Source organism: Veillonella sp. CHU732 (genome assembly GCF_003992085.1).
Taxonomy (GTDB): domain Bacteria; phylum Bacillota; class Negativicutes; order Veillonellales; family Veillonellaceae; genus F0422.
Genome location: NZ_RQVC01000008.1, coordinates 65,565 through 84,176 on the forward strand (window position 1 = coordinate 65,565; position 18,612 = coordinate 84,176).

The 18,612-nt window shown below is 41.3% G+C and carries 10 protein-coding genes; 7 read left to right on the plus strand and 3 right to left on the minus strand.

Translation table 11 applies throughout. The features are described 5' to 3' along the window. Positions 1-65 precede the first annotated feature (65 nt). From EO121_RS04940 to uvrC, 7 genes are all read left to right on the plus strand, one after another. Positions 66-1,133: an elongator complex protein 3 gene (locus EO121_RS04940; protein WP_127166474.1), complete on the plus strand. Its 1,068-nt coding sequence runs from the start codon at positions 66-68 to the stop codon at positions 1,131-1,133. A gap of 162 nt (positions 1,134-1,295) precedes the next feature. Next, positions 1,296-4,859: a chromosome segregation protein SMC gene (gene smc / locus EO121_RS04945; protein WP_127166476.1), complete on the plus strand. Its 3,564-nt coding sequence runs from the start codon at positions 1,296-1,298 to the stop codon at positions 4,857-4,859. Then, positions 4,849-5,769 (plus strand): signal recognition particle-docking protein FtsY, encoded by a 921-nt coding sequence (gene ftsY / locus EO121_RS04950; protein ID WP_127166478.1) that lies wholly within the window; start codon positions 4,849-4,851, stop codon positions 5,767-5,769. Before smc ends, ftsY begins: the two co-directional genes overlap by 11 nt. 6 nt (positions 5,770-5,775) lie before the next feature. Beyond that, positions 5,776-6,174, plus strand: coding sequence for a hypothetical protein (locus EO121_RS04955; protein WP_127166480.1), 399 nt, complete (start codon positions 5,776-5,778; stop codon positions 6,172-6,174). Between the two features lie 396 nt (positions 6,175-6,570). Then, positions 6,571-8,679 carry an excinuclease ABC subunit UvrB gene (gene uvrB, locus EO121_RS04960; RefSeq protein ID WP_127166482.1) on the plus strand — a complete coding sequence of 703 codons (2,109 nt, stop codon included), beginning with the start codon at positions 6,571-6,573 and terminating at the stop codon, positions 8,677-8,679. Between the two features lie 8 nt (positions 8,680-8,687). Next, on the plus strand, positions 8,688-11,552 hold the full coding sequence (gene uvrA, locus EO121_RS04965; protein WP_127166484.1) for an excinuclease ABC subunit UvrA: 2,865 nt from the start codon (positions 8,688-8,690) through the stop codon (positions 11,550-11,552). A gap of 68 nt (positions 11,553-11,620) precedes the next feature. Next, the gene (gene uvrC / locus EO121_RS04970) at positions 11,621-13,438 is read left to right on the plus strand and encodes an excinuclease ABC subunit UvrC (protein ID WP_127166526.1); all 1,818 of its coding nucleotides are present in this window, start codon (positions 11,621-11,623) and stop codon (positions 13,436-13,438) included. A gap of 990 nt (positions 13,439-14,428) precedes the next feature. Here the strand turns inward: uvrC and EO121_RS04975 are convergent. The 3 genes from EO121_RS04975 to aroC form a co-directional block, all read right to left on the minus strand. Continuing rightward, positions 14,429-15,802, minus strand: a complete 1,374-nt coding sequence (locus EO121_RS04975) for an amino acid permease (RefSeq protein WP_127166486.1) — start codon at positions 15,800-15,802, stop codon at positions 14,429-14,431. Positions 15,803-16,176: 374 nt separating this feature from the next. Further along, positions 16,177-17,412, minus strand: coding sequence for a shikimate kinase (locus EO121_RS04980; RefSeq protein ID WP_127166488.1), 1,236 nt, complete (start codon positions 17,410-17,412; stop codon positions 16,177-16,179). Further along, positions 17,413-18,537, minus strand: a complete 1,125-nt coding sequence (aroC, locus tag EO121_RS04985) for a chorismate synthase (protein WP_127166490.1) — start codon at positions 18,535-18,537, stop codon at positions 17,413-17,415. Positions 18,538-18,612: the final 75 nt, after the last annotated feature.

Here is an 18,612-nt window from a genome sequence, read left to right on the forward strand (position 1 = left end):
TTGTATGATGTAGTTTATAAAGAATTGTTTACATACACGAAATACCTATAGTTAAGGGGGATCCTATGAGGAAAGTAAAAAAAGAGAAAACTAGACTACTTCCATTTTTTATTCCTCATATTGGTTGCCCTTATATTTGTGTATTTTGTAATCAGCCACGTATTTCTGGACAACAAGACATGGTATCGGTGGATACTATCCGTAGGTCCATTCGTGAGGCAATATCTGAACAAGGTCACAAAGGACAATGGGAAGTGGCATACTTTGGTGGCAGCTTTACGGCGATAGCGCAAGAAGTACAAGATAAGCTGCTAGAACCTGCTACAGAAGCATTTCAACAGGGATTAATTCAAGGAATCCGCTTGTCTACTCGACCTGATGCCATCAGAGAAGATCGATTGAAAGAACTCTATGCCAGTGGTGTAAGAACCATTGAATTAGGGGTACAAACATTAGATGAGGATATGCTTGTAGATGCTAAGCGAGGGCATACGGTAGAAGATGTAGAACAGGCGTGTAAGATGATACGTGAACAAGGGATAACCTTGGGTATACAATTGCTTCCAGGCTTACCTGGCGAAACCTGGACTACTTTAGTAAAAACAGCGGTGAAAGCCGGTCAATTACAGGCTGACTTATGTCGCATTTATCCTGTGATTGTTATTGAAGATACCGAACTAGCTGATCGTGTCCGTGAAGGTAGTTATGTACCATTAACAATAGAACAAGCGGTAGCCTATAGTTCTTTTTTAAAATCCTATTTAGAAGGCAAAGGTACACAGATCATACGTGTAGGATTACAAAGTACAGAAGATTTTGATGCTGGTCGTGGTATTGTAGGAGGCCCCTATGCTCCTGCCTTTGGAGAATTGGTAGTCAATTATGAATGGCTTCAAGCTATCCAGCAGACCATAGAAGAACACCTCGAAGTATTTGGTGTGATTCATAAGGTCATTGTAGAATATCCAAGACCTTTCACATCAAAGATACGTGGATTGAAGAACAGAAATATAGAGTACTTTGGACAGGAATATAAGCAGATAGAATGGACTTGGCAAGAAAAACAGGAAAATAATAATACTGGAGTATTGCATGTCACGATAGATCATATACTATATAGCTTGGTTCTTTAAATAGTGGGTTATGGTTATACAACAATGGATTAACTAATATTCTGTAGAGAGAGTATGTGATGAGAGGTTGGAAATAGGTGTCAGGTTAGGATATAGTATGAACAATATGTTATATTGTGTAAATTTGAAACATACCTATGTATACATAGAAAGGAAGCAGTCATGCAATTATTGCGACTAGAAATGAAAGGATTCAAGTCCTTTGCTGATAAAACGGTAGTGTCTTTTTCTCCAGGCATGACTGGGATTGTAGGACCTAATGGTAGTGGTAAAAGTAATATTACTGATGCGATTCGCTGGGTTTTAGGGGAATCGAATGTACGCCATTTGCGTGGACAAAAAGCAGAAGATATTATTTTTTCTGGCACAGAAGCTCGTCGCCCTCACAATACGGCAGAGGTAAACTTAATTTTTGATAACAGTGATGGCACTTTGGGCAAAGAATTAGCAGAAGTTGTTATCACACGCCGTATGTATCGCAATGGTGAAAGTGAATTCCAAATCAATAAGAGAAATTGCCGGTTAAAAGATATTCATCTATTATTAGCTGATACAGGCTTAGGTAAAGATTCTATGGCCATCATCGGGCAGAATCGTATCGATGCTATCTTGAATAGTAAACCAGAAGAACGTCGCTTAATATTTGAAGATGTGGCAGGTATCTCTCGCTTTAAAATGAATAAAGAAGATGCTATTCGGCGTATCAATAGTACAGATCGTAATATGGAACGATTAGATGATGTGATGAGTACGCTAGGAGATCAATTAGTAGAATTAGAGGCGAAAGCTAATGTAACACGTGAGTACAATACATTATCACAGGATAAGCGTAGCTATGATGGAGCTATTGCTTTTCATGAATATAAAACGGCGGATCGTTTATTTACACGCCAAGAAAATGAAAACTTATCCTACCTTCGTGAGCAAGAAGAATTAGAAACTAGCTTAGATACAATTCAAGAGACCTATAAGACCACACAAAATGAGCTTCAATCATTTCGTGAAACCCACCAAAGTATGGAAGATGAATATGCCACTTTACAAGGTAAATTAGGGGAACTGACTGGACAAATTGAAGTAGCTCGCTTAAAAGAAGCCAATATGGTAGAAGAGTTACAAGATGGAGAAGAACAGTTAAGAACTTGGAAGGAAGAACTGAAAGTTAAAGCACAACAATATGATTGTGACTTGACATCTTTGAAAGACCAAGAAAGTAACTTAACATCCATTGGACAAGAGGTAAGACAAGCGGAATCTAATTTGCAAAGCACTAGAGACTCTCTTAGTCAAGTGAAGGCCAATTTAGATGGTATGCGTGTTGCGGAGCAACATGCTCATGAGCATCATATTCGTGTGGTTCGTGAATTGGAAGAAGCTCGCCATCAATTAGCAAGAGCGGAAGAGTTAGAAACACAAAAGAAAGATGATGCACAACGTTTGAAGGCTACTTTACAAGATATAGAACAATCTGTAGAAGAAGTACAAGCACAATTAGAGGCGCAACAACAGGTTGTTAGTGAAGCACAGCAAGCATTGACGACAGCACGTCAATCATTACAACAGCTAGAGGATACACGTCGACAAAAAAATCAGGAATTAGTAGAAGTACAAAGAACACTGCAAGCTAAAGAAGGGCGCTTAGAACTGCTACATAGCTGGGAAGAGTTGCATGAAGGTTATTTGGAAGGCACAAAACATGTATTACAAGCGAAAGAAGCTTGGTCTTCACATATTCGTGGAGCTATTGGTGATGTATTCACTGTGGAAGAAAAATTCTTAGTGGCCATTGAAACTGCTTTAGGTGGTGCTATTCATCAAGTTATCACAGAGACTGCAAAGATTGCTTCGGAAGCAGTACAATACTTAAAATGCACACAAGGTGGCCGTGTTACATTTTTACCAATGGATATGGTACGAGGAAAACGTCTGGATCATAAAGCCTTACAATCGCCTTATGTATTGGGACTAGGTGTAGACTGCATTCAATTTGATACACAATATACAGGCGTATTTAATCAGCTATTAGGGCGTACTCTTATTGTAGATACCTTGGATCATGGATTAGCATTGCAAAAAGAATATCATCAACAACTGCGGATTGTTACTTTAACAGGAGAGCAATTGCAACCAGGTGGTGCGCTAACAGGTGGTGCTACGAAACGGAAAAAAGTGTCTATCTTGTCCCGTAAAGAAGAGCAAGATACATTGCAGCAAGATATTCATATATTACGTGATACAGTACAGGTATTGCAACAGACTTTACAAGGACTAGACAAAGAAATGGAAGCTTTGACACAGTCTGGTAAGGGATTACGTCAAACCTATGAACAAGAAGAATTGCAATTACGTAGCTTACAGCAAGAGCAACAACGCTCCCAAGGAGAACAAGTTAACTTAAGTGGAATGGTGCAGACCTATCATGAGGAGCTACAAAAGGTTCAAGAAAAGCAAACTACCTTAGGAGAGAATATCAAAAGGCTAGCAGATGAACTTTCACAGTTAGAGAATCGAGAAGGACATCAAGAGCAAGTCGCAACCTTAGTTGCTCAAGAGCAAACGTTACAAGAACTAGAACGTGAACAAAATGAAGAATTGCAAGGAGTACGCTTACGATGGGAACAATCTAGATTGTTGTTAGAACAAAGCAAAAAAGAATTAGCTCAATTAGAACAACATATCAAAGATAAGGAAGTGAATATTGCAAGCTTAGATAGACGATTAAGCCAATTAGGTGAGGACGTTATACGCTTAGGTGGTGAACCTGCTTTAGAATTAGAAGCAGAGAAACAAGCGATAGAAAAACGGATAGCAGCCATTGGAGAAGCTCGTAAAGGTGGACAAGAAAAAGTACGTACCAGGGAGTTGCAATTAAGTCAATTGCAAGAAGAACGAAATCAACATGAGCAGCGGCAACGAATTGTGCAGAAAAAACTAGTAGACTTACAAGAAGGGTTAACAAAATATCAATTACAAGGCGAACAAGCATTGGAACAATTAGGCGCTTTAGGGTATACTAAACAAGAGGCACAGAATATACACTTAGGTGGTTCCGTAAATGAGTGGAAACAACAACAGACGAATTTGGCAAGACAAATTGAAAGCTTAGGTGCAATCAATCCTAATGCTATTGCAGAATATGAAGAAGCGGAAGAAAAATTAGCATTCTATCATGCACAAAAAGAAGATTTGGTGACAGCTAAAGAGCAACTCGAAGGTGTTATCGCTGAAATTGATGGGGCTATGTCTGAACAGTTGCAAGGTGTTTTAAGTGATATTCGTGAGAAATTCCAACATGTATTCGCTCAACTGTTTGGCGGCGGCACTGCACAAATCGTGGCATCGAACCCAGAATCAATTTTAGAAAGTGGCATTGATTTTTATATCCAACCGCCAGGAAAGAAGCGCCAACAATTGAGCTTATTATCTGGTGGGGAACGAGCATTGACGGTTATAGCTTTGCTCTTTGCACTGCTAGATTATCGACCTGCTCCATTCTGTGTACTTGACGAAGTAGACGCTGCTTTAGATGATGCCAATGTGGAACGATTTAGCCAATATTTGCATAATTTAGGGGATGCCACACAATTTATTGTTGTAACACATCGTAAACGGACTATGGAATCGGCCCATGTCTTGCAAGGGGTGACTATGGTTGAGCGAGGAGTATCCCGTTTGTTAACTGTGGCCTTTGATGAAGTGAAGGAGAATAGTGACTATGGCATTTAGTTTTTTTGACCGTGTGAAAGCGGGCTTAGAAAAGACAAAAAATAATTTTGTAAAAAAAGTAGAAACCATTGTCATTGGTTATGCTGAAATCGATGATGATTTCTTAGATGATTTAGAAGCTACCATGCTAGTAGGTGATTTAGGTCCTAAAACAACGGCCTATTTAATGAAAGAAATCCGCCGTGGTGTTACGGAAGGGATTATCAACAATACTAGCGAAGTGATGCCTTTCATGGAAGAGCGCATTACAGAAATGCTAGGAGCTCAAGAGGAAGTGTTGGAGCTCCACAAACCAGAAGTGATCTTGGTGGTGGGTGTAAATGGTGTTGGTAAAACGACAACCATCGCTAAATTAGCTCATTATTATGCAGAGCAAGGCAAAAAAGTCATCATTGCAGCAGGGGATACATTCCGTGCCGCTGCATCGGAACAATTATCGATTTGGGCGGACCGTGTAGGTGTATCGATTGTAAAACATAAGGAAGGTGCGGATCCAGCAGCAGTGGTATTCGATGCCTGTGCCTCAGCAGTTGCTAAAGAAGCAGATTTAGTCATCGTAGATACAGCAGGCCGTTTGCATACCAAAGTCAACCTTATGGAAGAATTGAAGAAAATCGGCCGTGTGGCAGACAAACAAATTCCAGGGGCACCGCATCAAACCTTATTAGTACTGGATGGTACAACAGGTCAAAATGCAGTAAGCCAAGCAAAACTATTCGGTGAAGCAGTACCTGTGACAGGGATTGTGGTGACCAAATTAGATGGTACTGCAAAAGGTGGTGTAGTTATCTCTATCAAAGAAGAGTTGGGTGTTCCTGTGCGTTGGATTGGAGTGGGTGAGCAAATGGATGATTTGCGTCCATTCAATGCAAAAGAATTTGCTAATGCCCTCTTTGACAAGGGAGAATAGTGGACCATGACTAGAAAACAATTATATGACTATGTGGTGGACCAAAATGAAATGAATGGCTATGATATTGATGGGGACAGTATTGAATGTGCTGTAGATATTATGGAATTTGTTGGCGGTGATTTATATCGTCCTCTTACACGCTTACTCTTGAGCAATTGGAAAGAAATTGCTAACCGTATTGGAAGTTATACGGATGAGCAATGGAATTTTGTCCATCGTATTGCTGAGAACATGAAGGACTCTCTAGAACATGATCATGGTGATGAAACTCATCATTTATCTGACAAAGGGATTGCCATCTTCATTGAAATGTTAGAAGGTGATGACACAGCCACACAAAACTTGCAAGGAGATACGCCAATTACAGAAGAAGAATTGCGCCGTATTCGTGGCAAAGGGTAGATATCTGGCGCCTATTGATAGGACTAATGCTAATAGCGCTTAGTCTGTAGTAAAAGTACTATAGGGCACGGATATACATATTATTACAATCATATAGTAGACAGTGAGAGAAAAGTTGGATCTTAGATTCAGCTTTTCTTTTTGTATACTCGATATTCGTATTAGTTAAAGTTCAGAAAATTATAGTAAGAATACGTATGATTATATAAACAATCTAAGAGATAGTAGAAAATCAAAACGGCTGCTTTCTAATAAGCATAGGTGGTTGGTATATATAGTATTTGTATCGAACATACAGTACAATAAAATGGACTTTCATGGTATAATATAGAAGTTACTAGATATAGATACAAGTGAATGTTACTTGTTTACAGATAGAGAATATAAGGAGTGACTATGAGCGGATTGCATCATTTTCCTGAGGAAGGGATTCCTTTTCAAGTAGAGGCCCCTTATTCACCGATGGGTGACCAACCAAAGGCCATCCAGTCCTTGGCAGAGGGCATCGAAGGAGGGGAATGGGCACAGGTATTACTAGGTGCTACAGGTACGGGAAAAACATATACTATGGCGAAACTCATTGAGGCCGTACAAAAGCCGACTTTGATCATTGCACACAATAAAACATTAGCAGCTCAATTGGCTAGTGAGTTTAAAAGTTTTTTCCCTAAGAATGCAGTGGAATACTTCGTATCCTATTACGATTATTACCAACCAGAGGCGTATATTGCCTCTACAGATACATACATTGAAAAAGATGCGTCCATCAATGAAGAAATCGACAAGTTGCGCCACTCGGCGACAATGAATTTATTTGAGCGGAAAGATGTAATCATCGTCGCATCCGTCAGCTGCATTTACGGCTTAGGGGACCCAGAGGACTATAGCACGCTTTGTGTATCCTTGCGACAAGGTCAAGAATATAGCCGTGATGATATACTTCGTAAATTGGTATCTATTCAATACACTCGTAATGATATGAATTTTGTGCGAGGTACTTTCCGAGTACAAGGGGATACGTTGGAAATTTTCCCAGCTGGTACCAGTGAAAGAGCCATTCGTGTAGAAATGTTTGGCGATGAAATCGATCGTTTAGTGGAAATTGATGTGCTTACAGGTGATGTGATTGTAGAGCGTAAACATGTGGCTATCTATCCAGCTTCTCACTATGTAACGACAAAGGAAAAGTTAGACCTTGCCATTGGGCGCATCGAGACAGAATTGGCTGAACGTTTGGCATACTTTAATGAAAATGGCCGTCTCTTAGAAGCGCAACGATTGGAGCAACGAACACGATATGACATTGAAATGATGCAGGAAATGGGCTATTGCTCGGGGATTGAAAACTACTCCCGTCTGTTGTCTAACCGTCAACCAGGAGAAGCGCCAATGACCCTTATCGACTATTTTACAGATGATTTCCTTATCATCATTGATGAATCCCATGTGACCTTGCCACAAATTCGTGCCATGTATAATGGTGACCAAGCTCGGAAACATAATTTGATCGACTACGGATTCCGCTTGCCATCAGCGGCGGATAATCGACCGTTAAAATTTGAAGAGTTTGTAGAGAGAATCAACCAAATTGTCTATGTATCTGCTACACCAGGGCCCTATGAAATGGAAGTACAGACGAATGTAGCAGAACAAATCATTCGTCCAACAGGTTTGCTAGATCCTATTATCGAAATCCGACCTATCAAGGGGCAGATGGATGATCTATTAGGAGAAATTAAAGACCGTGCGAAGTCGGATGAACGGGTGTTGGTAACGACGTTAACGAAGAAAATGGCAGAGGATTTAACAAATTACCTAAAAGAAATGGGGATTCGCGTACGCTATTTACATTCCGACATTGCCACCATTGAGCGGGCTGATATTATCCGTGATTTGCGAGCTGGTGTTTTTGACGTCCTTGTAGGGATTAACTTATTGCGGGAAGGCTTAGATATGCCAGAAGTGTCTTTAGTGGCTATCTTAGATGCCGATAAGGAAGGTTTCTTGCGCAGTGATACGTCCTTGATTCAGACCATAGGCCGTGCGGCTCGTAATGAAAAAGGGAAAGTTATCATGTATGCGGACCGCATCACGGGATCTATGCAACGTGCCATGGATGAAACCGAACGTCGTCGTGCCTTGCAAGAGTCTTATAATACAGAGCATGGTATTACACCACGAACAGTGCGTAAGGAAGTGAAAGACTTAATTGAGTTGACCAAAGTAGAAGGTGAAGTGGCTGCTCCTAAAAAAGGTCGCAAGTCTAAAGCGGATAGTCCTGTGGTGTATGACAGTACAGCGCCGATAGAAGTGGTGGCAGAAAGAGGGCAACCACTTTCACAGAAACCGCAGTACGAAACGAAAGAAGATGTGTTCAATGCCATTGAAGAGACTACTCGCCTCATGAAAGCAGCGGCAAAACAATTAGAATTTGAACGAGCTGCAGAGTTGCGTGATGAATTGGGCAGATTGCGCCAAATTTGGTCAGACATGAATGAAGAATAGGAGTTATTTTGAAAGATCAATTAATTATAAAAGGAGCCCGTCAACATAATTTGAAGAATATTGACGTGGCTCTACCAAGAAATCAATTTATTGTATTAACAGGATTAAGTGGATCCGGTAAATCATCCCTAGCCTTTGATACGATTTATGCAGAAGGACAACGGAGATATGTGGAGTCCTTATCTGCCTATGCTCGCCAGTTTTTGGGGCAAATGGATAAACCTGATGTAGATTACATTGAGGGGCTTTCACCGGCTATATCTATCGACCAAAAGACAACAAGCCGCAATCCTCGTTCTACAGTGGGAACGGTGACAGAAATTTATGACTATTTACGATTATTATTTGCTCGTATCGGTCGTGCCTATTGCCCTACTTGTGGAGAAGAGATTGCCCAACAGACGATTGAGCAAATAACAGACTTAGTCATGAAATTGCCGGAACGTACAAAAATCATGGTGATGGCACCAGTGGTACGGGGCAAAAAAGGGCGCCATGAAAAAGTGTTGGAACAAATTCGTAAAAATGGATTTGCTCGTGTTCGCATCAATGGAGAGATTCATACCTTTGAGGACGAAATCAACTTAGATAAAAATAAAAAACACAATATTGAAATTGTGGTAGATCGTCTTGTTATTAAGGAAGGCTTAGAAAGTCGTTTGACGGACTCCTTAGAAACGGCTATTCATCATGGGGAAGGCTTTGTCATTATTCAAGAGGTAGATGGCCCAGCTCACCAATTTAGTGTTCATTTTACCTGTCCTAATGGTCATATTTCCTTGCCGGAAATTGAACCTCGTATGTTTTCCTTCAACAGTCCCTTTGGGGCTTGCCCATCCTGTTTGGGATTAGGCAGTACCATGGAGGTAGATGAAGATCGTGTCATTCCAGATCCAACGGTGCCTTTTATAGATGGGGGAGTAGCCCCATTGAGTTCGAATCCTAATGCGTGGTTCATGCGTCAATTAGAAGGTTTGTTGAAAGCGCATGGATATACATTAGAGGCAAGTTTTTCAGAACTGCCTACAGCCTTACAAAAAGAAGTCATGTATGGTAGTACTGAGAAAGTGACCTTTGACTACGAAAATATGCGTGGAGAGGTCAAAACATTCCACACTGAATATGAAGGTATTTTGCCAATGGTTAAACGCCGTCATGCAGAGGCTACTACAGATAGCATGCGGGAAGAGTTTGAAACCTATATGTCTATTAAACCATGTACAGCTTGTAAGGGCGCTCGTTTGAAACCGGAATCCCTTGCCATCCGTGTAGGGGATAAAAATATAGATGAAGTGACACAGCTAACCATTAGTGAAGCGGTGGACTATTTTAGTAATCTACAGTTGACGGAACGAGAGGATTTCATCGGGGCACAAATTTTGAAAGAAATTAATGCTCGCTTGGGATTCCTGAACAATGTGGGCTTAGATTATTTGACCATGAACCGCAGTGCCGGCACCTTATCTGGTGGGGAAGCACAGCGGATTCGTTTGGCCACACAAATTGGTTCTGGCCTCGTTGGGGTCTTATACATTTTAGATGAACCATCCATTGGCTTGCATCAACGAGATAATGACCGCTTAATTGAAACACTGAAAGGTTTGCGAGATTTAGGGAACACCTTGTTAGTGGTAGAACACGATGAAGATACGATGCTAGCAGCGGACTATTTGGTAGATATTGGACCTGCGGCAGGTGAACATGGTGGTCAAATCGTGGCACAAGGTACAGTACCAGAGGTAATGGCTGTGAAAGAATCCATTACTGGTCAATATTTAAGTGGTCAAAAGTATATTCCATTACCAAAAGAACGGAGAGAACCAACAAAAGCTTGTTTAGAGATTCGTGGAGCTAAAGAGAACAACCTACAACAAGTGAATGTGAAATTCCCTATCGGTTTATTTACTGTTGTGACCGGTGTGAGTGGATCCGGTAAATCGACATTAATCAACGAAATTTTATATAAAGGTGTAGCCAATGCACTCTACAGAAGTCATCATAAGGTAGGAGCCCATAAGGAGATTCGTGGCTTAGAGTATGTGGATAAAATCATCAATATTGATCAAAGTCCGATCGGACGAACACCACGTTCGAATCCAGCCACCTATACAGGTGTGTTCGATGCCATCCGTGAGTTATATAGTCAAACCAATGAAGCGAAGATTCGGGGATACAAAGCAGGACGATTTAGCTTTAACGTCAAAGGCGGTCGCTGTGAAGCGTGTCGTGGCGATGGTATCATCAAAATTGAAATGCATTTCTTGCCAGATGTGTATGTACCGTGCGAGGTATGTAAAGGGGCTCGATACAATCGAGAGACGATGGAAGTGAAATACAAAGGTAAAAGTATTGCCGATGTATTGGACATGGTCGTCGATGAAGCGGTAGATTTCTTTAGTGCAATCCCAAAAATTCACCGTAAATTGGTAACTTTACAAGAGGTAGGCTTAGGCTATATTCGTTTAGGTCAAGCGGCGACTACCTTATCTGGTGGGGAAGCGCAACGTGTGAAACTAGCCACTGAACTGGCCCGGCGCAGTACAGGGAAAACGTTATATATCCTAGATGAGCCGACTACGGGCCTTCATGTGGAAGATATTCGTAAATTGTTAGAAGTATTGCAAAAGCTAACCGATGGTGGGGATACTGTGGTGGTAATCGAGCATAATTTAGATGTGATCAAAACGGCGGACCATATTATCGATTTAGGTCCAGAAGGTGGTTTCCGTGGCGGTACCATTGTGGGTACTGGAACACCTGAGGAGATTGCTGCTTTACCTGAAAGCTACACGGGTAAATTCTTAGGTCCTGTGTTAGACAAAACTAGAACCTATATGGAACAACATCCGTTGCACACTGAGGACACACCATGAATCCTATCGATAGACAATTGCAAGCAGAAGAAGTAGACTTTCAGCCATCACGTCAACAAGATATGATGATGGGTGATTCGGAACAGCAAGCGTATATACTGGAAAAGGTCAGTCATCTACCAACCACACCAGGAGTTTACTTATGGCGTGACAAGTACCAGCGCATCATCTATGTGGGAAAGGCCATCAACTTGCGCAATCGAGTGCGGTCTTATGTGCAGCAAGATGTGAATCGATCTGTGAAAGTAACCGCCATGATGCGTCGTGCGTGGGATGTGGAAACGATCCAAACAAAAACAGAAATGGAAGCTCTTATCCTAGAGGCAACTTTAATTAAGGAGCATCATCCGAAATATAATATTATGCTTCGTGATGACAAGACATATCCCTATGTAAAGATCACTGTGCAAGAGGATTTTCCACGACTCTTTATGACTCGTCGCTTAGAACGCGACGGAGCGAAGTATTTTGGACCTTTCACAGATGTGACAGCGGTACATCATGTACTGCGTATTTTGCGTTCCTATTATCCATTGCGTACTTGTAAAAGTATGAAAGTAGAACGACCTTGTTTGCAATATCATATGCATTATTGTGAAGGACCTTGCATGAACTATGTGACGGTAGAATCCTATCGAAGATATATCGATGATATTGTAGCTCTCTTCGAAGGCAAACAAGTACAGATCATCCAAGAGATTACATCCAAGATGGAGCAAGCCTCGGAGGACTTAGAGTTTGAACTCGCTGCTAAGTATCGAGATGACCTCTTGAGCATCCAAAAGGTACAAGAAAAGCAACGTATGGTCACACAGCGAGGCGATATGGATGTACTAGGTATGGCCATAGATGGTCCTATGGCATGCATTCAATTGTTTTTTATTCGTAGTGGTCGTTTATTGGGACGAGAAAATTACTTTGTCCAACATGAAGGGGATAGTCCAGATTTAGTGATGACGGAGTTCATTAAACAGTATTATGGAGGATCTACGTTCATACCTAAAGAATTGCTATTGCCGATGGATAGTGTGGACCGTGAACTGTTTAGTGAATGGTTCTCCTCTATGAAAGGGCAACAAGTGGACGTATCTGTACCTCAACGGGGCTATAAAAAAGACCTTATCAAGATGGCGGAGGAAAATGCTCAGAACTTCTTGGCAGAACGTCGTCGTCAGTGGCAATACACAATAGATAAGTCCGGTGGGGCTGTGAAAAAATTAGCAGAAGTACTCGGCTTGCCAAGATTGCCAGAGCGTATGGAATGTTACGATATTTCTCATATGCAAGGGGCAGAAACGGTGGCATCCATGGTCGTCTTTGAAAGTGGAAAGCCGGCGAAACGAGAGTATCGTCGATTCAAGCTAAAAACAGTACAAGGGAAGCCTGACGACTTTGCATCTATGGCGGAGATTATGGAACGGCGTTACGGCAATGAAAAAGATTGGCCTATGCCAGATTTGATTATCATTGATGGTGGTAAAGGTCAGTTAAATGCAGCATTACCAGTCATCCGTGCTATGGGAGTTACTGATGTACCTGTCATATCTTTGGCAAAACGAATCGAAGAAGTATTCGTAGAAGGGGAATCAGAAAGTATTATTTTAGAACATCATACGCCAGAATTACAATTGCTCCAACAAATACGTGACGAAGCTCATCGCTTTGCTATTACCTACCATCGTAGATTGCGTGGAAAGCGGAACTTAGAATCCGTTCTAGATCATGTAGAGGGCATAGGACCAAAACGAAGAAAAGCGCTGTATAAACACTTTGGTAATTTAGATGCCATGCGAGTGGCGGAGTTGGAAGAATTGGAAAGCGTGGAGGGAATGAACAAAAAAGCGGCTTTGGCTGTGTATGAGTTCTTTCGGCGGAATCAACGTTAAGGGAAACGAGCAAGCACTACTTGTGGTTTGTGCCTTGTGGCGTTCTTATGTGAATATGATAAAGGGAAGAGCACGACATACCCCTCACAAACGGTATTTCATAATGTTTGTTCGGGGCACACCGTGCTCTTCTTGTGTTTGTTATATTTAGGTAATAAAGAAACGCCACAAGACCTCTATCCGTAATAGCATATCTATATTAAAGGTTGCCCGTTTCTTGTTTAGTTTAATTTGGATGCCCCACGGAAAGAACTCATCCGCAGGTGGGGCGTCACTTGTTTTGTTATGAAATCTTGTGGCGCGTGTTTATATAGCAAAGGAAACGAGCAACATATTCCTCCACAAACTGATACAGTGGTTAGGTTTGCTCCGGAACATGTTGCTCGTTTTTGGTGTTGTTTGATTTAGTCAATAAGGGCGCCGCAAGATCTTCTACACTAGTGCTGCGTTCCTTATGGATAGATCGTCTATTTTCTAAAAATATTTTTCAAAAGATAACGATTTGCATATTTTGTGCTATAATGAAAGTATAGAAGGGTCACCGACGTGAGTTGGGCTCATCTCTTCCTAATTATGGGAGGAGGTGGTACTATGAAAAAGTTTGAAAAGATTAGTTTAATTATTTCTATTTTAACATTAGTAGTTAATATCATTGCTTTATATAAATAATGATAACGCCTAACGACATAAGGTTTCCTAGACCTTAATACGTTAGGCGCATCTATTTATTTGCTTTTGAGATGAGCCTAACGCCTTCGACACGTTGGTGGCCCTTCTTTTTATTACATATAGTATACCATATTTTTATAGAAATTACAAAAATTGTTATGTATAACTCTCTGTTGCTATGAACGACATATGATATTGTTATAGTATATACATAAATGAATTTGTCAAAGCATAGTACAATCAAAAAGATCACGGTATTCTCCTCACAAATGATAAGTCATAGTATTTGGAGTATATCGTGATCTTTTTTATGTTTGTGTGTTAGTTAGTATCGCTTTCGTCGTCATCGCTAGGTGCCAACATGGAGTAGAAGGCCCATAGTAGGATGAACCAGAATGGTGTAAACATGAGGGCGATGCGTGTGTCACTTTGTAATGCTAGTACGACCAAGATGAATAGGAAGAACACTAGAATTAGGTAGTTCATAAATGGGTACAGTGGCATTTTGAAAGTAGATTGCTTCGCCAATTCTGGTCGTTGCTTGCGATATTTGAGATGGCATACGACGATGATGGCCCAAATATAGATGAAGCAGAATGTGGAGATGGACGTAATCATGATAAATACGCTTTCAGGCATAACATAGTTCAAGACTACGGTAAATAGTAAGGCCGCAGCGGAGAATAGTGTTGCTTGATAGGGTACGGCATGGTTCGTTAATCGTTTCATTCGGCTCGGTGCATGTCCACGTTTGGATAATGCGTAGATCATACGGCTCGTGGAGAAGATGCCAGAGTTCGTAGCAGATGCTGCGGATGTTAGAACAACGAAGTTTACGATGCTTGCAGCAGCTAGGATGCCCACTGCATTAAACACAGCCACGAAGGGACTAGAATTTGGGTCCACCGCAATCCATGGGTAAATACTCATAATGATCGCAAGGGATCCGATATAGAATAGAATAATCCGCAATGGAATATTATTAATGGCCATAGGAATCACTTTTTTTGGATTTTCCGTTTCCCCAGCTGTGAGGCCTACTAGTTCAATGCCTGTGAAAGCAAATACTACCATCTGAAAAGATAAGATAAAGCCCATCGTTCCATTTGGGAACCAACCGCCGTAATTCCATAGGTTATCAAAGGCAGCCGCTCCTGCATTGGTAGTGAATCCTGTGAGGATCATGATAAGACCAATGATGATGAGTGATACGATGGCGATTACTTTTATTAAAGCGAACCAAAATTCCATTTCTCCAAAGTGTTTTACCGCCGTTAAGTTCATGACTAATAAGATGACAAGTACGACTAGGGCTGGTATCCATTGAGGCATCCAGGGAATCCAATATTGCATATACAATCCAACTGCCGTTAAGTCCGCCATGGCTAGTGAAAGCCAACAGAACCAGTAAGTCCAACCTGTAATGAAGGCCGCGCGATCACCTAAATATTCTTCTACAAAGTCGATGAAGGAATGGTGATTCAAGTTGGAAAGCAATAACTCTCCTAAAGCACGCATCATGAAGAAACAGATAATACCTGTAATTAGATACGTGAGGAGGATAGAGGGGCCCGCTAAACTAATAGATCGCCCAGAGCCAAGGAATAAACCGGTACCGATGGCACCACCGATGGCTAATAATTGAACGTGGCGATTTTTAAGACCACGCTTTAACTCTTGTTGCGAGTCCGTCATAGTAAAACCTCCTTAATACAATATAAACTTTTATATTTGATAATAGTAAACTATTTTCTATAGAATGTCAATTAATGGTAGTGAATTACTATGGTTAGACAGTAAAAAGGCTTTCATGTGTTTCTAAGAAACACCTTTGAAAGCCGATTACGTATATTAATATCTTAGCGTATGCTTAAAAATAGATTACATTCTTTCATATAATCTCATGATTTTATATCTTTTTTCTAGAGGATGTAGACAATAGTTTATATATATATTGTAGTAGCATGTATCTATAAGAAACCTACCTGATACATTCAACTTTGAATACCAATAGTGATGAGTAGATATAAGAAAAGAAAGACTGATACAGTATATATCTTAATAGCAAGTTATACTAGATTGCTATGTAAGTCCGTTAGGATGCGTTGAGCCACGCTTTCAGGAGTACCAGTGTTTAGAACTTGTGCTTGACGGAATCGTGCATATAGGGGAGCCCGTACTGTGTACAATTGTTGCAATCGTTCTATTCCACCAGAGGAGAGAACACGCCCTGTTGTATCTAATTCTTCTAAAGGACGATAAATTTCATAGATACGTCCATTTTGTCTTAGGGGAGCAAAGTTCTCTGGCATGGTGACGGCACCGCCACCAGTGGAGATGATGAGGCCTGTTTGTTTGCCTACATCGGCGATAATCTTAGATTCTATAATACGGAATGCAGGTTCCCCGTGCGTTAAAATGTAATCACTGATGGAACCGATCTCCTCTGTTATGCGGCTGTCGATATCTACTAGTGGTCGTCCTGTTAGGTTAGCTAAGGCTTTTCCAATGGTACTTTTACCAGACCCAGGCATACCAATTAAAATGATATTTTCTTGATCTTGTCGAAATTGTTTGTATAGGTCTGAAAGGATACTTTCATCATAGGTGCGATGTAAAAACAATGCGCTGGCTGCTATGGCTTGGGCTAATAGAAATACAAAGCCATTCACATGGGGTATATTTAAGGATTCCGCTTCTATTAGAATGGCAGTACGATGTGGATTGTACACTAAATCGATAACACCTTCTAAGTGAGTGAAAGGGGCTAATCGGATGCTTTGGTCAGGACAATGAGGATACATACCAACTGGAGTACAGTTGATAATTACCTGTGCCCGTTCATAAAATTGTGCAATGTGTTCATATGTAGGAAAGTGATGACGGCTGATATGGGTAATAGAGGCGGCGCCTAATCTTTCTAATGCCACATGCACTGTATTGGACGAGGCCCCATCACCTAAAATTAAACAATGCTTATTTGTCACTTCTATACCAGACCAATCTAAGGTAGCTAGGAAGCCATCATAGTCCGTATTGGTCCCATACCAAGAACCATCTGCTTCGCGCACCATAGTGTTGACACAACCAATTGCTTCTGCAATATCACTGATGTGATGACAAGCCTGTAAGGCATTGATTTTATAGGGAATGGTAATATTTAAGCCTTGCAAGTCAGAACGATTAAAAAAATCTTGTAGTTGGTCTGGTTCCATTTCAAATATGTCATAGGATGTATTTCCTAAGGATTGATGAATCATGGGGGAGTAGGTGTGGCCCAAAGTACGGCCTAATAATCCAAACATTTACACCTCCAACGTACGATCACTGAAATGACGGAATACATGTGGATCATGTTCCAGTACAAAATCTAAGAGCACAAGAGCCGTCAAGGCCTCTACCACAGGCACGGCACGTAGGGCTACGCAAGGGTCGTGGCGACCTTGAATTTGTAACACTTCTGCACTGTGGTTGCTAAGGGACACGGAAGATTGCTCAAGATAAATAGAAGGTGTGGGCTTAATCCCTACTTGCATGACAAGGGGCATGCCATTGGTGATACCACCTTGGATGCCACCGCTGTTATTTTTCTCTGTACGAACTCCTTCATCAGTGATGATGAAAGGATCGTTTTGCTCGCTTCCACGGGAGGCACAGCCAGGGAAACCAGATCCAAACGAAATGCCTTTTACCGCAGGCATACCAAAGAGCGTAGCACCTAAGCGATTTTCAATGCCATCATAATTAGGATTTCCCATGCCAACAGGTAAACCGGTGGCTAAGACTTCTACGATACCACCAGTGGAATCGCCAGATGTTTTTAACTCCAATACAAGTTGCTCTGCTGTATGGCGTTGTACAGGGTCTAACATAGGAATCGCTTCAGTGCTGATACTAGCGAGCTTGTCCATAGGTGGGTTAGTATAATCGATAGATGTATCTGGGACAGTGCCCACTTGCGCTAAGTGAGCGTGCACGTGAATGCCGATGGATTCTAATAGTTGTATAGCAATGCCACCAGCTACGCAAACAGGGGCTGTTATGCGAGCAGAGAAGTGACCGCCCCCACGCATATCCACATACTCACCATAGCGCATGCGAGCAGTGTAATCCGCATGAGATGGGCGTGGCACATCTCGTAGGTTATCATAATCCCCACTTCGTTGTGATGTATTTTGAATAGTGAAAGCCAAAGGAGAACCGCTCAGTCTTCCTTGTACGAGGCCTGATTGAAACTCAGGGATATCTGCTTCTTTTCTTTGTGTTTGTAATTGATGTTGACCTGGAGCCCGTCGTTTTAGGAAATCTTGCAAGGTTTCTAGATTGACTGGAAACCCACAAGGAAGTCCGTCTACAACTCCGCCAATAGCTTGACCGTGAGAAGCTCCAAAGGTGGAGACTTTTACGGTGCGACCGAAATAGGATGCCATAATTACTCCTTATCGTATGTTATATATAAAGTATGGTATATGTATTACTATATATTCGTAGATACGTTGTATACG